9 protein-coding genes are annotated in these 19,777 nt (G+C 58.3%); 7 read left to right on the forward strand and 2 right to left on the reverse strand.

What is annotated here, in order from left to right; translation table 11 throughout:
• Positions 1-70: 70 nt before the first annotated feature.
• The 5 genes from EJ068_RS32765 (at position 71) to EJ068_RS22875 (ending at position 10,116) form a co-directional block, all read left to right on the forward strand.
• Positions 71-1,642 (forward strand): tyrosine-type recombinase/integrase, encoded by a 1,572-nt coding sequence (locus EJ068_RS32765; RefSeq protein WP_189512549.1) that lies wholly within the window; start codon positions 71-73, stop codon positions 1,640-1,642.
• A 229-nt stretch (positions 1,643-1,871) separates the two neighbouring features.
• Positions 1,872-4,709, forward strand: coding sequence for an SNF2-related protein (locus tag EJ068_RS22860; protein ID WP_245463199.1), 2,838 nt, complete (start codon positions 1,872-1,874; stop codon positions 4,707-4,709).
• 131 nt (positions 4,710-4,840) lie between these two features.
• The gene (locus tag EJ068_RS22865; protein WP_129554870.1) at positions 4,841-5,794 is read left to right on the forward strand and encodes a hypothetical protein; all 954 of its coding nucleotides are present in this window, start codon (positions 4,841-4,843) and stop codon (positions 5,792-5,794) included.
• Positions 5,772-7,436, forward strand: a complete 1,665-nt coding sequence (locus EJ068_RS22870; protein ID WP_129554871.1) for a site-specific DNA-methyltransferase — start codon at positions 5,772-5,774, stop codon at positions 7,434-7,436. The genes EJ068_RS22865 and EJ068_RS22870 overlap by 23 nt, the downstream gene beginning before the upstream one ends.
• Position 7,437: 1 nt before the next feature.
• Positions 7,438-10,116 (forward strand): DEAD/DEAH box helicase family protein, encoded by a 2,679-nt coding sequence (locus EJ068_RS22875; protein WP_129554872.1) that lies wholly within the window; start codon positions 7,438-7,440, stop codon positions 10,114-10,116.
• Positions 10,117-10,294: 178 nt separating this feature from the next.
• Here EJ068_RS22875 and EJ068_RS22880 read toward each other — a convergent pair whose 3' ends face one another.
• On the reverse strand, positions 10,295-11,455 hold the full coding sequence (locus tag EJ068_RS22880; RefSeq protein ID WP_129554873.1) for a hypothetical protein: 1,161 nt from the start codon (positions 11,453-11,455) through the stop codon (positions 10,295-10,297).
• A gap of 205 nt (positions 11,456-11,660) precedes the next feature.
• Here EJ068_RS22880 and EJ068_RS22885 point away from each other — a divergent pair, with 205 nt between their 5' ends.
• Positions 11,661-12,089: a helix-turn-helix transcriptional regulator gene (locus EJ068_RS22885; RefSeq protein WP_129554874.1), complete on the forward strand. Its 429-nt coding sequence runs from the start codon at positions 11,661-11,663 to the stop codon at positions 12,087-12,089.
• Positions 12,090-12,317: 228 nt separating this feature from the next.
• Positions 12,318-15,374, forward strand: a complete 3,057-nt coding sequence (locus EJ068_RS22890; protein WP_129554875.1) for a hypothetical protein — start codon at positions 12,318-12,320, stop codon at positions 15,372-15,374.
• A gap of 652 nt (positions 15,375-16,026) precedes the next feature.
• Here EJ068_RS22890 and EJ068_RS22895 read toward each other — a convergent pair.
• Complete coding sequence (locus EJ068_RS22895) at positions 16,027-19,719, reverse strand: ATP-dependent RecD-like DNA helicase (RefSeq protein WP_129554876.1); 3,693 nt, start codon at positions 19,717-19,719, stop codon at positions 16,027-16,029.
• Positions 19,720-19,777: the final 58 nt, after the last annotated feature.

Raw genomic sequence — 19,777 nt, forward strand, 5'->3', positions numbered from 1 at the left:
GAAGCCCTTGACATGCAAGGCTTCGTGTCCATTATGGCGTTACAAAAACCGTAACAAACCGGATGGATCAGTGGCTGGCCGCGTTCGAAATCTCCTAAATCGTGATGGTCGCTATTTCGCTCGGCTCGTCATTCCGAACGAGCTGCGTCCCTACATGGAAGGCAAGACGGAGCTGCGAACGGCCCTCGGGCCTGACTACCGGACGGCGTTGAAGACGCTCCCTGGGGCGGTCGCAGCCCTACAGCACAAGATAGCACTCGGCGAGCGCCGGGCAGTTGAGGCTGGCGAGCGATCTATAACCACCGGGCGCTATCCGCTGTCCGCACCTCAAATCGCGATACGAGACTACCAGGCGCAGCTGACCTTTGACGAAGAGATTCGTGCAAACCATCACCAGTATGCGTCCTTCGACGTGGGATATGATGAGGGCCAGCCCTTCCGCGACGGCTATTCAGGAAAGCTTTCTGATGACCAGCTTGAACTGCTAATCGGGGATCGAATCGAACGCTACCGAACTTTAGGCAATCACGCGGCGCCCAAGGGAAGCGCGGAATGGCGCCAAATCGCAAGAGCTCTTTGCGTTTCGAGCTATGAGGCGTTGTCGAGGCGTGGCGAGCGAAACGAGGGAGACTTCACTGGTAGCCCCTCGCATCCGCTGCTGACGACCGCGCAGCCAGCAACCGATGACCGTGAGCCGGTTTCCTTGAAAGGCTTGCTTGCTGACTACCTGAATGAGCGCGCTGCCGACGGGAAGGGCAGGGAGGCACGTAAGCGGTGGTCACCCGTTTTCGCCAACTTGTCAAAGTTCATCGGCCACGACGACGCTCGCAGGCTCACCAAGCAGAACTTGCTGGAGTGGAAGGATGCGAACCTGAAAGTCCTGGCGAGCAAGACCGTCAGTGACGTCTACCTGACCTCCGTTCGCACGGTCTTGAAGTGGGCAGTCAACAACGATCGGCTCGAAACAAACGTCGCGGAGAAGGTGCGCATCAAGGTTTCGAAAAAACAGCGCTCGCGCGAACAAGGCTTCACCACGGACGAGGCTGTTGCCGTTTTGAAGCTGGCTCGGGATTACCAGCCAAAACACTCCGATAATCCGCGGACGCGCGAAGCGCCCGAAACGACCGCAGCCAAACGGTGGTCGCCGATCTTGTGCGCGCATACGGGCGCTCGAATTGCCGAAATCACCCAGCTCCGTAAGCAGGACTTTCGTTATGAGAAAGGCGTTCCGGTAGTTCGGATCGCACCTGACGCTGGTTCCGTCAAGGCGGGCAACTATCGTGACGTTCCATTGCACCAACAGCTCGTGGACCTTGGCTTTATGGACTTTGTAAGTGATGCTGCCGATGGGCCGCTTTTCTATCCCGCTACGAAAAAGAAGGATGGATCGCTTCCGGCCCGAACAGTCGCCGGTCGGGTGAGCGAGTGGTTGCAGGCGCAGAAAGTCATTCCTGACGGCGTAAGCCCCAGCCATGGTTGGCGCCATCGGTTCAAAACGGTCGGCCGCGAGGTGGGCATTGCGGACCGCACGCTGGATGCAATCCAAGGGCATGCCGGACGCACCGCGGGTGATGAGTATGGAGACGTGACGATTGCTGCGAAGGCGGCAGCGATGGCTCAGTTGCCGCCGTATGAACTCTAAAATCACAGCTCTGTAATGGTCGGTCCTTACAGCTGCTCGCCCCGTGGCGCGTTCGAACCAAATAGAGGTTAAACCGGCCGCGTAGCCAAAAATAGCTGAGAGAAGATGAAAGTGCTCGAACTTCGTCTTCGTCAGGTTGCGATAGTCTGACCGACTTAGTAGAAATCGCCGGGGTGTCTTCAATCCGACTTTCGCGGTCTGATTCGAGTGAAATGAGGCTTGGGAAATTTTGTCGTCATATACGAGTGTTCAAGGCCACTACCACAGCCATCGCATCACCCTTGACGGCTTCGACCAGGATGCGTTCACGCGTTCTTTGACCGCGGCGCGGGTGGAGATGAACCCGCACCAGGTCGAAGCCTCGCTGTTCGCCCTGAAGTCCCCGCTATCGAAAGGCGTTCTTCTTGCCGATGAGGTGGGGCTCGGCAAGACCATCGAAGCTGGTCTCATTATGGGCCAGAAATGGGCTGAGCAGAAACGCCGCATCCTTTTGATTGTCCCGGCCTCCTTGCGCAAGCAGTGGGAGCAGGAGTTGCGCGAGAAGTTTTCGCTGCCGGCGACCATCTTGGAGTCAGCTACCTACAAGGTCTTGAAGAAGGAGGGCCGCGCCAAGCCGTTCCGCGATGCTCCTGGAATCATCATCTCCAGCTACGAATTTGCGGCGCGATGCGCCGATGAACTCGCCTTGACCAAGTGGGACTTGGTAGTGTTCGACGAAGCACATCGTTTGCGCAACGTCTACAAGCCGGGTGCTCTCCGATCGAAGCTTTTGAAAGACGCCTTGAAGGATCCGTTCAAGGTTCTGCTTACGGCCACGCCGCTACAGAACTCCCTTATGGAGCTCTTTGGCATCGTGTCGATGATTGACGATAATCATTTCGGCGGCGAAGAAGCTTTCAAGACCCTCTACACTGGAGCTCGCGCCACGCCAGCATCTCTCGAGGCGCTCCGCGAGCGCCTAATACCCGTCTGCTTCCGCTCGCTGCGCCGCCAGGTCCAAGAGGCCGGACATATCAACTTCACAAAGCGAAACGCCGTCGTGTTCGATTTCGAGCCGCCCAGCCTCGAGGTGCAGCTCTACGAGAAGGTGTCGACCTTCCTGCAGCGCAAGGACACTATCTCTTATGGCGACCGTGCCAATCAACTCGTGGTGCTTCAGGTCCGCAAAATCCTCGGATCATCCACTTTTGCCGTGACTGGCTACCTCCGGTCCCTGATCGAACGTTTGGAGAAACGCCAACGCGTCGACGAGACCATTACGGACGACATTGATACGATCGCGGAGATCGCCGAGGAGCTAGAGGAGAAAGAGGACGGCGAAGAACAAGTCATTGATGCGGCTTTGTTGGCAGTCGAGTTGGACGAGCTTAAGTCGTTTCTGGCCCTGGCCGAGTCGATAGGACAGAACGCCAAGGGTGAAAAGCTCCTCACGCAGCTTCCCGGCATCCTCGATGCCATCTCGAGCAAGGGCGGCCAGCGCAAAGCCGTGATTTTCACGGAGAGTGTCCGCACGCAGAAATACCTGAGCGAGCTACTATCGGCCAACGGTTACGACAGTCAGATTGTGCTTCTCAATGGGTCGAACAACGACCCTGTCAGCAAATCTCTTTATCAGGCCTGGCGAGAAGATCACGCCGGCACGGACAGGGTTTCCGGCTCGCGCACCGCGGACATGAAAGCGGCGATTGTCGAGGCCTTCCGCAGCAAGGACAAGACGATCCTCATAGCTACTGAAAGTGGCGCTGAGGGTATCAACCTGCAATTTTGCTCCTTGTTGATCAATTTCGACCTCCCATGGAATCCGCAGCGCGTCGAGCAGCGCATCGGTCGCTGTCATCGCTACGGTCAGAAGATCGATGTTACCGTCGTGAATATGTTGAACCGAAAGAACCAGGCCGAGCAGCGGATCTACGAATTGCTTGCTCAGAAATTCAAGCTCTTTAGTGGCGTGTTCGGTTCAAGCGACGAGGTTCTCGGCACGATCGAACGCGGTGTCGACTTTGAGCAGCGCGTTCTGGGCATCGTCCAGTCCAGCCGAACCGAGGCTGAAATTGTTCAGCAGTTCGACGCCCTGACCTCTACGCTGCAGGATCGCATCGATTCCGACATGCAGTCCGCGCGGGCTAAAGTGCTTGAGCATCTTGATCAAGATGTCGTCGCTCGGCTGAAGGGCCGAAAAGGAGAGCTCGATAACGCAGTGGATGATTTCACACGGCGCCTCATCATTGTGGCGCAAGCCGAGTTGATGGGTGCCAGGTTTCACCATGACGCGATCTTCAGGTTCGATTACGAAGGCAAAACCTGGACGACCAAATGGCCCGACGCCGATGATCACGATTGGCAGTTCTTTCGACTCTCAGACGGGAATCTCGCGACGGAGATTGTCGAAAAGGCAAAGGTTCGAGGCGAACCGTCGAGCCCGACATCTTTGCTGTTCAACCTGGCAGACTATCCCTTTCCTGGACAGCTCGCCGACGTCAAGAATTTAGCTGGCAAGTCAGGCCTGCTGCGCGTCTCGAAGGCACAAATTCGGACGCACAACTCAGCACGCGAGGAGCTCTTGCTTTCGTGTGTAACGGATGACGGCATTGCGATCCCCCCAGAGACAGCCGACCGGTTGCTCATGGTTCCGTCAAGAGCCCAGGAAATTCGGGACACCCTTCATTCTCCTGGCCTTCAGAGCATCGAGGACGAACAGTTTTCAGCCTTCTCGGATCGCGTCAAGAAACAGAATTTCCGTTGGCTCGAGGAAGAGGAAACCCGGCTGGACAACTACGCCAAGGACATCGAGATCGAGCTCGACGCGCAGATTGCTGTGCTCGACGCTGAGATAAAGGGTCTCCGCAAGGAGCGCCGCTCACCTGATGCCTCAATGGAGCAGAAGCTCGACCTAGGGCGCAAAATCAAGAAGCTAGAGGGTGAGATGGACGACCTGAAGCTCTCGAAACATGAGCGGCGGCGGGACGTGCGCAAGCAGGCGTCCGACATGCTCGACGAGATCGCTGAAAGTCTGAACCGGCAGCCCAAGAAGGACCTGCTTTTCACCATACGTTGGTCGGTCCGGTAGCCGTGTTTGATCGGTGTGGAGTTGCTTTAGAGGGGTTTGGAGCAGTTCCGGTCGAGACAGAGTTTTATCTCGATTCCTACCCGGGTCCCGCCTGGGAGGTGAGCTCGCTTCGTTACCGCGCGGGCTGGCTCATGGTCTCGCGCGCCACCCTGGAAACCCCGTTTAGTGCATGGTCGTCGCCCCTGGTCGCCTGTGTCAATGAGGAAGGCGATCCGATTTCCCCTTGGCTTGCGTCGAAATTCTTCGAAATGCGGTGCTCTACTCCAAGCGAGGTATTTGACCTGCCGCCTGACGAACTCGAAATCGCGTCAGACGCCCTCTACTGGGATTTTCTCGGCACATGCGACCTCAAGCACTTGGCGATGTTGGAAGAAAAGGAAACAGATTCGGAGCAAGTGATCGCACGACTTGTAAGACGCGGCAGTGAGAGTCTGGCCCGAACCGACGCCTATATCGCGGACCTTCGGCGCTGGCTACGAACCGGGGATCCTGATCTAGCCCAGCGGAAAGCCGCAGAAGAACAGATCGCCTTATTAGAAGCCAAGCAGGGTGACGCGGTGCGCTGGCTGCGCGAGAAGACAAGGTCCATTCGGGCCGTCATTGCGGACGCGGAGGCTGAGATAATGGATGCGTTAACCGGCTACGGTGAAGTCGAACATCTCTATACCGTGCGCTGGACCGCTCGCCATGTGCGCGACCGCAAAGAGGCAACACCGAAAACGCTGCCGGCCTTCTTGACTCCCGATCCGCACATTGGTCCCGTTTATATCAGCCGAACTGTGGAACCCTTCAGGCGCATTCGCTTGCGACACGGAGCCCCGGCCGGCCCTGGCATTTCAGTTGAGGCAACAGTTGAGGGTCCGCTGACCTCGATATCGGTCGTGCCTTCGCCCCCGCTTAGCGGTGCGCGAGAGGACGCCAAGGTTCGCGGTATGAACGGCGACACAGCCAAGGTTAAACCAACTCGCGCGCCGAAGCAGGCGAAGCGGCCTACAAAGAATCAACTAAGCGCCGAATTTCGGGAGAAGCGGCGCATATGGGAAGAGCGAAAAAAGAAGTTCAATGGCCAAAAAACAGAAGCTTGAACTGACCTGGATCGGCAAGGACGAGCGGCCGAAACTTGAGCCTCGTATCCTGATCGAAGACCCGGCTTTGTCGTATCACGCGGCGGCTCGTCGATCAGAGGTCGACATTTTCGACAACATGCTAATTCGCGGGGACAACCTGCTGGCACTGAAGGCGCTGGAATCGGATTTTGCCGGCAAAATCAAATGCGTCTTCATCGACCCGCCATACAACACCGGAAGTGCCTTCACGCACTATGACGACGGTCTAGAGCATTCTCTGTGGCTTAGCCTAATGCGCGATCGATTGGAGATGATAAGGACTCTGTTGTCAGACGACGGCTCGCTCTGGATCACCATTGACGACAACGAGGCGCACTATCTTAAGGTGCTGTGTGACGAGGTGTTTGGACGTGCGAATTTCGTAGCTACCATAATATGGCGCAAGAACTATTCGCCAAAATCCACAGCGCGCCATTTTTCGGAAGATCATGACTACGTAATTGTTTATGCAAAAAATGGCGATCGCTGGTCACCAAACCAAATGGCAAGGTCAGATAAGCAAAACGCAGCGTATAAAAACCCGGACAACGACCCTCGAGGACGCTGGAAGCCGGGAGACTTGTCGGCGAGAAACTTCTACAGCAAGGGTATTTATTCGATCACGTCGCCGTCGGGAAGAGTTATCCCCGGTCCGCCGAACAAGAATTACTGGCGGGTTGAAGAAAGTAAATTTTGGGCTTTACACCGAGACAATAGGATATGGTGGGGAAAAGATGGGACAGCAATTCCACAGATAAAGAGATTTCTTTCTGAGTTGAAGGAAGGAATAACTCCACAGACGTTTTGGTCGCACGAAGAAGTCGGCCATACGCAAGAAGCTAAGCAAGAATCTATCAAGATTTTTGGCGAAGATCCATTCAGCACGCCAAAGCCTGAGCGGCTTTTAGCCCGCATTATCGGACTCGCAACTACACCTGGTGACTTGGTGCTCGACTCGTTCGCTGGTTCTGGCACTACCGGAGCGGTAGCTCAAAAGATGGGTCGACGCTGGATTATGGCCGAGCTTGGCGACCATGCTCAAACGCACATCGTTCCGCGCCTGAAGAAAGTGATCGACGGCGACGATGCTGGTGGGGTCACGGAAACGGTCGGGTGGAAAGGTGGCGGCGGGTTCCGCTACTACAAGCTTGCTCCGTCACTTCTGGCCCACGACAAATACGGCAACTGGGTTATAGCGAAAGATTATAACGCGACAATGCTCGCGGAGGCACTGTGCCGGCATATGGGCTTCACCTACGCGCCTTCGCAAAGCGCTGATGAATATTGGCGGCACGGCTATTCGACAGAGAACGACTTCATCTATGTCACCACACAGAGCTTAACACACGACGCCTGCCGGAGGATTTCCGAGGATGTCGGGCCGGACAGATCGTTGCTCGTCTGTTGCAAGGCCTTCAACGCCAATCCCGAGGCCTTTGAGAATCTCACGCTGGTGAAGATTCCGACTGCGATTCTCGCCAAGTGCGAATGGGGTCGCGACGACTATTCGCTCAACGTGAAGAACCTGCCAATAGCTGAGCCCGGGGAACCGCCGGCGCCTAGCGCCTCCCGCAACGGGAAAGGTTCATTGCCACTCTTCGACCAGGCTGGGGAGGACTGAGATGAGCGACGAACGCATCCGCCGCCAGATTGCCCAGCGCCTGTCTCTACGAGCGCCGCAGGAGCGCTCCCTCGACATCCTTGCCGACATCGTCGAGCGCATCGGCGTCGCCAACGATGCCGATCCGGCTACAGCGCTCGCTGCCGTGCAGACTGCATATGGCTCGGTCGAGAGCTTCGAGCGCGATTTCCCCTCGGTCTGCTTCTCGATCGCCACCGGCGTTGGCAAGACGCGCCTGATGGGTGCTTTCATCGCCTATCTCTACCTCACTGGCCGGTCAAAGAATTTCTTCGTTCTGGCGCCAAACACCACGATCTACGATAAGCTGGTCGCCGATTTCTCCAAGCAAGCCTCGCCGAAATACGTCTTCCGCGGAATCTCTCAATTCGCGCAGACGCCGCCGATCATCGTCACCGGCGACACCTGGGAGGAAGGACGAGGCGTGCGCGGCTCTGACCTCTTCGGCGGGGAGGCGATCATCAACATCTTCAACGTCGACAAGATCAACAAAGACAAGGGCCGCATCCGCACTATGCGCGAGACGATCGGCGAGTCGTATTTCGACTATCTCGCCGCGCTCCCCGACCTCGTGCTTCTGATGGACGAGGCACACCGCTACCGCGCCAGCGCTGGCATGCGCGCGGTCAACGAACTGAGGCCCGCGCTCGGCCTGGAGCTGACCGCCACGCCGAAGACGGTCGGCGCCAAGTCCGTGCCGTTCCGCAACGTCGTCTTCGATTACGGGCTCGGCAACGCCATGGCCGACGGCTTTGTCAAAGAGCCGGCGGTCGCCACCCGTGCGGACTTCAGACGTAGTGATTTTTCCGACGAGCAGCTTGAGACGATCATGCTGGAGGACGGCATCCACTACCATGAGCACGTCAAGGTGGAACTCGATCTATATGCCCGCCAGACCGGCCGTCCGCGCGTGCATCCCTTCGTGCTGGTGGTTGCTCAGGATACCGTCCATGCGAGCGCAATCCGGGCCGGCATTGAGAGCGATGAGTTCTTCAGCGGCGCCTATAAGGGGCGCGTCGCCGAGGTCCACTCTAACCTGAAGGGCGAGGAAAGCGACGAAGCCGTCCAGCGCCTGGTCAGACTGGAGACCGACAACGTTACCGAAATCGTCATCCATGTGAACAAGCTGAAGGAAGGCTGGGACGTCACCAATCTCTATACGATCGTGCCGCTCCGGGCCTCCGCTTCCGACATTCTTACCGAGCAGACGCTCGGTCGTGGACTGCGGCTTCCCTATGGGGAGCGCACTGGCGTGGAGACCGTCGACACGCTTACCGTCATCGCGCATGACCGTTTCGATGAAGTAATCCGCCGGGCAAGGGAGAATGACTCCCTCGTTCAGGTGAAGACGCTCACCATCGGCAAAGGCGGCGACGTGCCGGCCGAGACCGAGGAGGTGATCGAGATACCGGCAGCCTTCCAGTCGAAATTGATTTCCAATGGGTCGGTTGTCCTAGAAGCGCACGAAGCGCCTGCACTGTTCGTGCACGAGGACGACCGGAGGGTGGTTGAAACCACTCTCGACTTCATCGCGCGGAAATACGAGCGGCAGCTCAAGGGCGGTGTGCAGGAACTGACGCGGCCAGAAATCCAGCAGGAACTCGCCGCCGACGTCAGACGTGCCCTGCAGCCGACGCAAGGAACCCTCGATGGCGTCGTGCTGCAGCCACGAATCGAGGAGATCGTCGGCATCGTGACCGCGAGCGTCGCCGACAACATCATCGAGATTCCCGAGATCGTCGTCATCCCGAGCCGGGAAGTGAATTTCTGGTTCGACGATTTCGACCTGGAGGGCATCGCCTCAATCCGCTTCCAGCCGCTCTCCGACCGCATCCTCATCCGCACACTGCGCGAGCAGACGCAGCGCGAGCTGGCGCGCTCCGTGGCCGGACCGAGAGAGAGCCAGGTCGAGAACTACATCGTCAAGCACCTCATCGACTTCGACCAGGTGGACTACGATTCGCAATCGGACCTGCTTTACAAGTTAGCAGGACAGGCCGTCGCGCATCTGCGCAGTTATCTCGCGACCGAGGACGACGTGGAGAACGTCGCGCTGGCGCGCGGCAAGGCGATCGCCACCTTTATCTTTGAGCAAATGCAGAGGCATTATCACGAGACACCGGCCGACTATCAGGCGAAACTCGTTCGCGCCTTCCGCACTCTCAAGCCTCTCTCGATCAGCATCACGGGCATAGCCAGGATGCTCGACATCAGAACATCAGCAAAGCCGCTCTCGGAGACGAGGAGCTACGTCTTCAAGGGCACGACGAAGAGCCCTTACAACTTCCACAAGTTCCAATCGGACACAGAGCGCCGCTTCGCAGCGCTGATCGATAGCGAATTCGAGAAAGACGTGCTGCGCTGGGTGAAGCCAGGCCCCGGGCAGTTCCAGATCGAATATCGATCAGGCAAAGCCTACGAGCCGGATTTCGTCGTGGAGATGTCGGCGGGCAAATTGATCGTCGAGATCAAGGCCGACGGCGAAATGAATGATCAGATGGTCCAAGAGAAGTCGCGCGCGGCCTGCGAATGGGTCAAGCATGCCAATCAGATATCGACGGACACTGCGTCGAAGGCTTGGGGTTACGCGATCGTCCCTGAAAGCGCGGTCATAGAGAGCGCGACGCTAGCTGGCCTGATGGCAAAGCACAGGTTGGTTTGATACCTGCCCGTGCATCAGCCAGTGTTGTCGACTCCGGTTTGGCAGGTTTTTCCCACCAGAATCTCCAGCAGTTGGCGTATCTGGATGTGCGGAGCTCCTTTCCGCGCAACGGCTCGACGTGATCAGCGGGCCTGGCGACCTAATAACTTGGTCAGCATAGACCTACATTCAGCACCCATCACTCAGCCTCCCTCTGGCCCAGCTTTTCCAGCGCCATCGCCGCCCGGCCATTGAGAGTCTCGTAGGCGAGGAAGCTACCTGACGCCCCACTACCTAGCCTGCTGAGCGGCCGGATCGTCCGTCCTTTAACTCGCAGGCTTCTCTTGAGCGCCGGCCTGGCGGCCTGTCTGAATGACCGTCTCGCCCCTTCCATAGCGACAAGCCCGACAATGCCCGCGTTGAGGAACCGTCTCCAGCGATCGATCTCAAGTGCCCTATAAGCAGGGTGCTTGCCTGCGAACCGGTTCTCGAAGGTCGGGAGCATAAACTGGAAGTATCGGCCTTGGAGCTTGCTGAAGTTGAACCGTCGCAGGTCGTGGATGAAGTCTACCTCAAGGTCGATCAGCTCTTGCCGATCCAGGGTAACCTCGATTCTGGCTCGGTGCTGACTGGGGGGGAGTATGTCGAAGGTTCCGGCCTCGATATTTTGGTTGTCGATGAGCTTCTCCATCACCCGCCAGCCGACTTGCCCATCCTTTCGGCCAATGTAGAACGTCGCATCAATGGGAGCAGGTCTGTCAGCGTCGGACGACAGCAGGTTGTTCGCTCCCATCACGAAGGTGGATTTCCCTCGGCGCCACGAGAAGCGTGGCCTGTCCAGCGCCACTGTAATGAAGTCCCGGTCCGGGAACAGGTGCCGGGACAAAACCCCGACCATTCGACCGACCGAGTCAGGCGAGGGTGACCGGGGCTTGAAATCGACGCTGATCTCTATCGACCGAACGATGCCGTGCATCTGGAGCTTGAATTTCTTGTCAAGCGCGTCTTCGCACTCGGCCAACAACTTCAGCCGAGGTTCCTGAAATCGAATTTGAAATTCAGTGCTGACGTTTCCCGGTGCTGGATCGATCGGCTCTACGTAAGGTGTCCGGCCGATGATGGGTTCGACAACCTCTTGCACGAATTGGAGCTGGGTAGAGCGTTCGAACCAGAAGCTGATGACGACCCAATCTATGACGGCTCGGCATGTGTAATCGCCGAGATTGATCACCGGCCGAACAACTGTCCTCCCGGCCACCCGTCGTTGCACGGACGTGGTGATAGCCGAAGCATATTCCAGGGCCACCTGTCGAGCAGGGTCTTTGATCCCCTTAAGGATAATCGTGGTCGAGTAGTTCATCAGGCCACCTCGGGTGGCCGATGACCACACCGCGTGGCCATTATCCGAGTCGTGAAGGCGACGCGACGCCTCTTCCGGCTCTGGCGATCAGATAGGCGACTTTGGATCCCGCGGACCCCATGCCACTCGCCGACGGGAAATCAAATTCCCCTACCTGCTATCGATATATCTTAAACAAGATCAACTATTTAGCGATGAGAATAGCGTGACCAATACCAGCGGGAAATCCGGCAAATCCGAGATTGCGAAATTTCTAGACAAGCGGATCCATGAACTCAGTCACCGAAAGAGCCAACGGGACATAGCAAGGGAGATCGGATTCACTAACGACAACGTCGTGTCGATGATGAAAAGCGGGCGAACAAAGGTGCCCCTTGATCGCGTCGTGAGCATCGCGAAGGCATTGGAGGTCGAACCTCGCCCCCTGTTCGTCTTGGCGCTTACTCAGGATGGTAACGAAAATGACCGCGCGGCCTTTCAAGAAATGGTCGGTGAGTTCACAGAAAACGAGCTGGAGATCATTGCCGCGATCCGCAAGTTCTCGAACGGAACGGACCCGAAGTTGTCGGTGACCTCTAAAAAGATCCTCCGAGCCCTTTTTGGTGGTGCGGGCGGCACGAAGGCGGCGGAGTGAAGGTGAGACGCCCGGTCGATGCCCGATCTGTGTCAATGACCGGTTTAATCATAGGGGGTATGGCCCTGAATGTTCCATTCTAGACGGCATTCAATCGGCTTGACGAGCAGAGAGCTGCACGGCGAGCCCAGCAGGTAGATTGCAACACCATTTCGCGCCTCTGGCGTTATTGCGCTGCATCGGCGACTTTATGAGGCGGCTGGAACGGTCGCTGAGTCGGGCTATCATATGGAGTTTCATGCAAAGCAGATTTCGGCGCCAAAGAACTGGGAGACGTTTGAACGGCTTTGCCTGCACATCTTCCGGGCTGTCTGGTCGGACCCCCTGGCGGAGATGCACGGTCGTCGCGGCCAAGCGCAGCATGGTGTCGATATTTATTCATCGCCGCTAAGCGAGAGGCGAGGGCGCTATGGCGTTCAGTGCAAGGGGAAGGAGCACAGTTACGGGCACGCTGTCACCTTGGCTGAAATCGAGACTGAGATTGCGAAGGCTGAGAAGTTTACCCCTCCTCTAACGCATTGGGTCTTGGCAACCACGGCGCTACGCGATGCTGTATTGCAAGCCGGGGTGCGCCGGATATCAGATGAGCGCGAAAAGTCAGGACGGTTCACGGTTCAAGTGCTGGTCTGGGAAGATCTGCAGGACCTGATGGCCGACGATCCTAAGATCATCGAAACGTTCTATCCAGAGCATGCGTTTGATCTGAAGGGTTTGGTTGAGGCGATCCGAACCTTTCCGGCGGCCATCGAAGCGTCTGTTCTCAAAGCGCGGATCGCAGCGGAAGAACACGCGCCATCGTTGCTTGGCTGCTGGAGCGAGGTCACCTTCCATGCCACGCGCGATCTCGGCCCAGCCTTGCTCGGGCAAGGGCTGGGACCAGCTGATGCAGCTGCCTGCCCCCGCCTCATTGAGACTGATCAAATCTTGCGGCGTTTGGAGATCGGATATTCGGCACGTCTGGTAGGATCACCGGGAGCCGGCAAATCTGTAACTGCCTATCAAGCGGCGCACGATCTGGCTCGACGCGGATGGCGGGTGTGGCGGCTTGAGGACCCGCAGGCCTCGATCATACCCCTGCCATCGGCGGCTCAGACTCAAATGACGCTCATACTGATTGATGACGCCCACCTGATGCCGCCGGCGGTCCTCCGTCGCTTCGAGGAGGCGGCGACCAATAGTTTACGAGTCCTCTCAACCCACAATGTCGTCGATCGGTCCGCTCAGCCAATAGGCTCGATTACCCTAGACTCCAAGCGCGCGGTGGAGACGATCGCCAGTGCCCTTTTAAAACGGCGAGCAGAGACCTTGGCCGCGGTTCGACGAGCGGATGACCACGTCGGGGACCGTTCTATGGAAGTGCCTCTCGATCAGCGGATTCGAGATGCGGAAAGAGTGTCGGACAGACCCTGGCAGTTTTGTTTCATCCTTGGCGGCGGCTGGCGGCGCGCAAAGGAATCTGCGACAAATGCCCGAGGTGTGAAAGCCGACGTAGTGCTTGCCTTGATTGCGGCGCGGCAGCTCGGCAGTCGGGACGCGCGTGCCGCCTACGAAGACCTGCAGCGGCTAGGCGCCAAAGGCGGTATATCGGAACCCGAGCTAAAGGCGGCTGTTCAGTGGTTGGTCGCCAGCCGTCTGGTCATCTCAGACCAGGATCTTCGCTGCCCTCACCAGCAGTTCGCTCTCAAGGTGCTAGAGCAGATCATCGAAGGTCAGAATGAGGCTGGACGGCGTCAGATTGCTGGCATTTGCCAAGCTGTCCTCCTGGATACGGCGCTCTCGCTCGGCGGGACCGCATTGCTACTCACCGAGCTAGGTCGCATGGACAACTTCCGATGGCGGAAGACACGGCTGCTGGACGATACGGGCCTAATAGCGTTGAAGGCGCGGGTGTGGGCAGTTGAGTCGCCGGAGGATATTTCGTTCGCTGCAGGCGTCCTTACGGCATTAGAGAGCGTTGAATTGGATTGGCCGCGGTCGACTCTCGAACCGCACCTGGACCAGCTTGGCCGCTGGCTCTCGACTCCTCGAGACCCGTCTGGACACGGTCTTGCGGGACTGATCAACAATGTCTGGAACAAAGATAAGGTTTTCGCCAAGGCATTGATCGCAACTTGCAATCCCTTGGCGTTCGCGGCCGCCGTTTCGGCGATAACGCCCGAAGACACGTTTACCGTGGCCTATCTCCTCGACCGGCTGAATTTGGGAACTTCCGACGAGTGGCGCGCCGCATTTCGGAAAGAGCTCGATATTCGCCGCCTCCTCACCTTGGCGCAATCCTGGCCGCAGGATCGTGTCTGGGCGTTTGTTGAGCTCGTTGATGCCCTTAATTTCACTGACCACAATTACGCACTAGACTTGCTAGTTGCCGGCGCATCCCGTCTCGCTGAACGCTTTCAGGATGCACCGATAAATACCTTCTCGGAGATTAGCGATGTCCTCTGGCATGTTCTAAATGTCTGGATGCCGCTAGGCCCCGCATCCCGATTGGTAAAGCGGAACAGCCGAGAGGCCGGAATTGCACGCGCCATCATGCGGACGGCAAGCCAGGCGGCTCTGGCGGAAAAACTTTCGATGACGAGGCGCCGCGAGTTAGGCGTCTTGGCTGACGTCCTGACCGTTGTGCGTAGGATTGACCCGACAAGTTTCAAAAAAATCACAGCCAAATTGGGCTGGGCGGCCATCGAATCTACCATTGGAGAAGGCTGGAAAAATCTGGACCATGATGACCTCAACGCCATCTGTGTGGCTTCAGCTGAAGAATCCACGCGCGGCCAAGTCAACGCGATGCTATTGCGCCGGGCCACTCAGATGGAGGTCGTTGACACCCGCATCGTCCTCCTTTGTCCCGACGCGGCGCTGGCAGCCTATGACGTCGGCGCTAAGGTCGCTCTTAACCGATCCATGACCTTCCACTGGATCATGGCGGCAGTGGCGCTACATATGTTGGCGGAGCGTAGAGCGGAGGTCGCAAAAGCTGTCGCTCACTCGAACCTGCCGGACATGATCAAAGCTTTCGAACGCAATCAGTCGAACACCTACGAGAACGTCGATATCTACCTGCAGGCACTCAAGGACTATGCGCCCGAAGTGCTCTCGGAGGGGCTCGATGCGCTCAACGCTGAGAAGGCAGAAGGCGCTTGGGCGATCTGTCTTCAAGGCGGTGGAAAGCCGCGTCGTGCGGCAGCGGCTCTTATTGCCGTTGCGGCTAGTCGGCCCGGCGGGATAGCCAAAGTGGCCGAACGATTGCGCAAAAGGTTTCCCAAGGGGTCTTTGCCGCCAAGGTAGAAGTATCCCAACCGCCGAGCCACCGGCGACGGCCCGCCGATTTTTGACCGACTGCGCTCGGGCACGGACCGCGAGCTAGCAGTGCATAGTCGGTCAGTCTCGGCGGTGCCGCGAAGTAGCCACGCGCCAGCGAGTGCACCACTACGACAATCGGTTGCCGGCTACCGCATGCCACGGGAGGAAGCTAGAGCGTTTTACTGTTTCACGGAAAACGGCAAACCGCTCTATTTATTGTTTTACGCAATTCGGACGGAAACCCGTTACACACCTGTCCTGGAATTGCTCTAAGCACGCTCACCAGCGTTCCTAGGAACCAATGGACTATATTTGCGAGAGGGGATGCCCCATGATTGGAAGTCCTAGGTTTTCCGTGGTGAGCGGTGGGGATGCCTCTTGTTGCGGCAGCAGAATTTTTGCCAAAGCTCCGCTTTGTGCGGGAGGGTAGATGGACCGACCGGCAGTATGGGCCATTTTGCCAAGCCGGCACCTTCCACGGTGCGAATGACAGCCTGGCACTCAGATTTTTCAACCCGGCGATGAGAGTTCCCCCGCAAGGCCGCCAATCCTCGAGTGAGTGCGAATGGCTTGGAGTTTGCTATTTGTCACACTGATATGTCGAGATAGTCGCTTACGCCTGCTGCGCCGTCGCCATTCATAGTGTGTAATGGTGCAGCGACCATCCCATGTCCGCGCGTCCGCCCAGCGTGCCCGCAGCAATGTCGCGGACGATCTCTGCGAGCTGATTTGCGCGGACACCGGCGAGATCGTCGGTGGTGAGCAGCGCCGCTTCATGCCCTGCGGCCGCATAAGCGCGCCGGCGGTCGCGCCAGTCGCGGGCATAGTCCTGCCGATCAAGCATGCCCAGATGCTCCCAAAAATAGCTCTTGCCGCCCGACTGGATGACGAAGTCGGGATGCACTGTGACGATGCGCTCGCCGAACGGCAGGTCGAGCGGCGTTTCGTAACTGAAGGTCAGCTGCCCCGCATCTCGCGCGGCGATCAGCGCTTGATAGATCATAAATTCGATCTTAGAGCGGACTTTGACGCCGGACTCCGGTTCGAACAGCCTTGCGGCGTCGAAAGGGCGGGCAAACACCGAGGAGTTGCGCTGCGCCAATACCGAGCGCTCGCGTGCCACCGCAAGCGGATTGGCGCGATCCGATTTCTCGACCAGCAAGGTGAGGCGCGTCTTCGACCGCGTCATAGCCGTATAGATCAACTCGCGAGATAACAGCGCGCGCCGCTCGGGCACGACCACCAGCACTTCCTCGAACTCGCTCCCCTGGGCCTTGTGCACCGTAAGCGCGTAAGCGAGCTCGAAGTCCTCGGCGTCCATCCACCTCCAATCGAACCCTCGTTCGCTTTCGGCAAAAAACGCCTTCCAACCCTTGCGGCTGCCTGACAACACCCCGACAGAGCCGTTCGACAGTCGTAGCTCGCGCTCTTTGGTGTCGGGGTTGCGGACATAGTGATTGCGGATGCGGACGATCTTGTCTGAATGGACGAAACCGTCCTTTTGCAACCACTCGCTTGCCTTGACGTCGGTGCGATAGGCGTCGCGCATGAAGCTGCTCAAGCCCAGCGAGCCGGACGGCCCGCCGCGGTAGGGCGACAGCAACTGGACCCGATCGAGCGCCAGTTCCGCAGCATCGTGATTCGGCACATGCCCGTTGTCGTAAAGTTTGAGGAGCAGGTTGAACGCTTCCTGCGCTGACCGGTCGCGATGATCCGGGACCACCACGTCCATGGTTCCGGTGACGAAATCGGCGATATGCGCTTGCAATTCGGCAGCGCCGGCGAAGTAGCGGACCTCGAGATAATCACTGATTGCGCCGCCAGCCCGTAGCTGCGAATAAAGCTCCTCATGATAGCGGTTCTTGCCTGCGAAGAGGTGCGCCGCTTCGAGCACGGTTGGGTCGTGGCGTTGCCGGCAATTTGCGGTCAGGCGGATGGTGTTGTCAGTTTGGAGCTCGCGATTTGCGCGCAGATACGCGATCACATCGTGGAACGGCTTGCCACAGCCGATCGGCGGCAACTGGTTCTCGTCGCCGACCAAGATCACACGCTTAGTTGCATGAGGCTGATGAACTTCGATCGCCCGAAACAGCAAGGCAAGGTGGTAGAGGTTGACCATCGACATCTCGTCGATGACGAGGTTGTCGAATGGCTTAAACCGTTGCGAGCGCGTCATCCCCTTCAGATCGGCGCCCTCGCTTAGATAATCGCCTAGGCCCGAGCGCCAGATCCAGCGGTCGATCGTCTCCGCTTGCCACGTCGCACCTTCTGGTGCGTCTGCATTGAGGCGTAGCGCCGCCTTGCCGGTGGGGGCGAGGACGACGGTGCGCTCGTTCGCCTCGTCGAAGCGCTCTAGCAGTTTGGCGACGGCTTGGCTTTTGCCCGAGCCCGGCCGGCCGGTCGCGCAATAGACGGGCTGGGTCATCGCGCCGATCATCATCCGCGTGCGCTCGGCGCTAAAGCTTTCGGAGTCGAACGCGTTGATCTCTACACTCAGTGCCGCTGACTCAGTCGCGACATAACCGTTGATCCAAGCGAGGTCCGGCTTTAGCGCTTGCTGCTTCAACCTTTCGGTGACAAAGCGAGTGATGATCTGTTCGGCACTCCAGGCGCGCTGGAGGTAGAAGAAATGCGTGCCATCGACGTTTTCGATGTGCATCCGCTCGCGGAAATGAGCGAGATGCTCTTCAGACAGGAACTGACCCTCGTTGACATTGAGCTTGTCGCGATAAAAGAGCGGATGTCGGGCGGCATGTTCGACCAGCGTCGCAGTCGAGACGAAGCTGTGCCCCTGCGCTTCGGCGGCGCGCAATGCTTCATGCGCGAAGGCGCGAAGGCGTTCTGGTCCGGTCACAGTGAGATCGTGGAGGTCGTAGCGCCGTTCGAGATAACGATGGTCAGGTAGCATCCCGATGTCGATCACCGCATAATCGATCGCAGCGTCGGTGCGTTGCTCGCGATCGAGATCTTCCTGTTCCTCGCGGGCCTTGGTGGTCGCTGGGACATAGCTTTCGGCGAGCACATACGGATTGGCGGCAATGTCGCCGGGCGAGAGCGCAAGGCCGGCGAAAGCATGCGGGCCGTCGTCGTCGGGGAATAGAATACGCCCGACTTGCCGTGGGGTCAGCGTGAATAGCGCCAGTTTCCTGAGCAGCGGCTTCAGGCTCTTGTTGTCGCGATAGCCTGCCCGGGCATCGCGCACGATGCCCTTGAGGCTGGCCAGTGCAACGGGGATTTCATCTCTCGATTCGAGCAGTGAAAACGCCGCGTCGAGTAGGTCCTCGCCGTCTTCAAGCGACTCGCGGAGTGCGGCTGCTAGCGTCGCCCCGCGGTCGCCTTCGACTCGATATTCCCCTTCTGCCAAATCGGCGAGCACATTGAGTATGGATCCGAGGCCGGGATAGAGGCCACGGTCTTGCCACGCGTCGGCGATATAATCCTCGACCCGGTCGAGCATCGCATCGACGTTTGCTATGCCATGCGTTTGGGCACGGGCGAGCGCGCGCTTGAGCTTGTAGAGCAGCGCCAACGCGTGGTCGTCATGGACCTGTTCGGAAACATATTTGAAGCTGGGAAGCAGAGCCGGCTCATCGACCAACACGCGGAGTTCCTCTAGCTTGGCTTCGTCCTCCGGATGGGCCGCGATATGAGCGAGATAGGCGTGGTAGGGCAGCTGGACGCCGGTCCTGGCGCCCTCATGCTTGAGCCGTAACGCCCAGTTCATCGTCGGGAAATTTTTCATATGGTCTGACGCACGAATTTCGTGGAGTTCCTCCGCGTCGAACAGGAACTCGCCACTGGTTCCCACCTCAGTCAGGCGCGCGCAGCCCACCAGAGCGTATTTATAGTCGTCTGCCGAGATCGGGTTGTCGTAGTTAAGGTAGAAGAAGACCAACGACCGCTCCGCCTTGAGCCGACGGACGTAGCGATCGACTCGATCCTCGAGATCAGGGAAATACTGACCATGGCGTTTCTTAGCGGCATGGGTGATCGAGAGGCGGAACGGCCACGTGTAGAGCGCCGCGGCGGGGAGCACTTCCTCAATCTGCTTGTCACCGGCATATTTTAGGAAGGGGTGCCGGTGCAGCACTTTCGTCGGTGAAGGTGCGAAGGCAGACGATGTCCAGAAACAGGGCGGCTGATAATCAGGAAGATCAGCGTCGAGTGCGAAGCAGGGCCGTTCGCACTCGGTTCGCTTTTCGCGCGCGAGCCGCTCCGACAGCAGCGAGTGGCTCCCGGTGCAATAGCTGTTTGCTGCCGGATCGTCGCACACGCGACCATCCCAGCCCCGGTCGTGCCACGCCATCCGCGCGGTGATGTGCCAGGTCATTGTGCCCCCTCAATCCCGCCCCATTTGTTACCGGTTTCGCGGGGAGGCGCAATGCCCA

This window comes from Mesorhizobium sp. M2A.F.Ca.ET.043.02.1.1, from assembly GCF_003952405.1.
GTDB lineage: Bacteria > Pseudomonadota > Alphaproteobacteria > Rhizobiales > Rhizobiaceae > Mesorhizobium.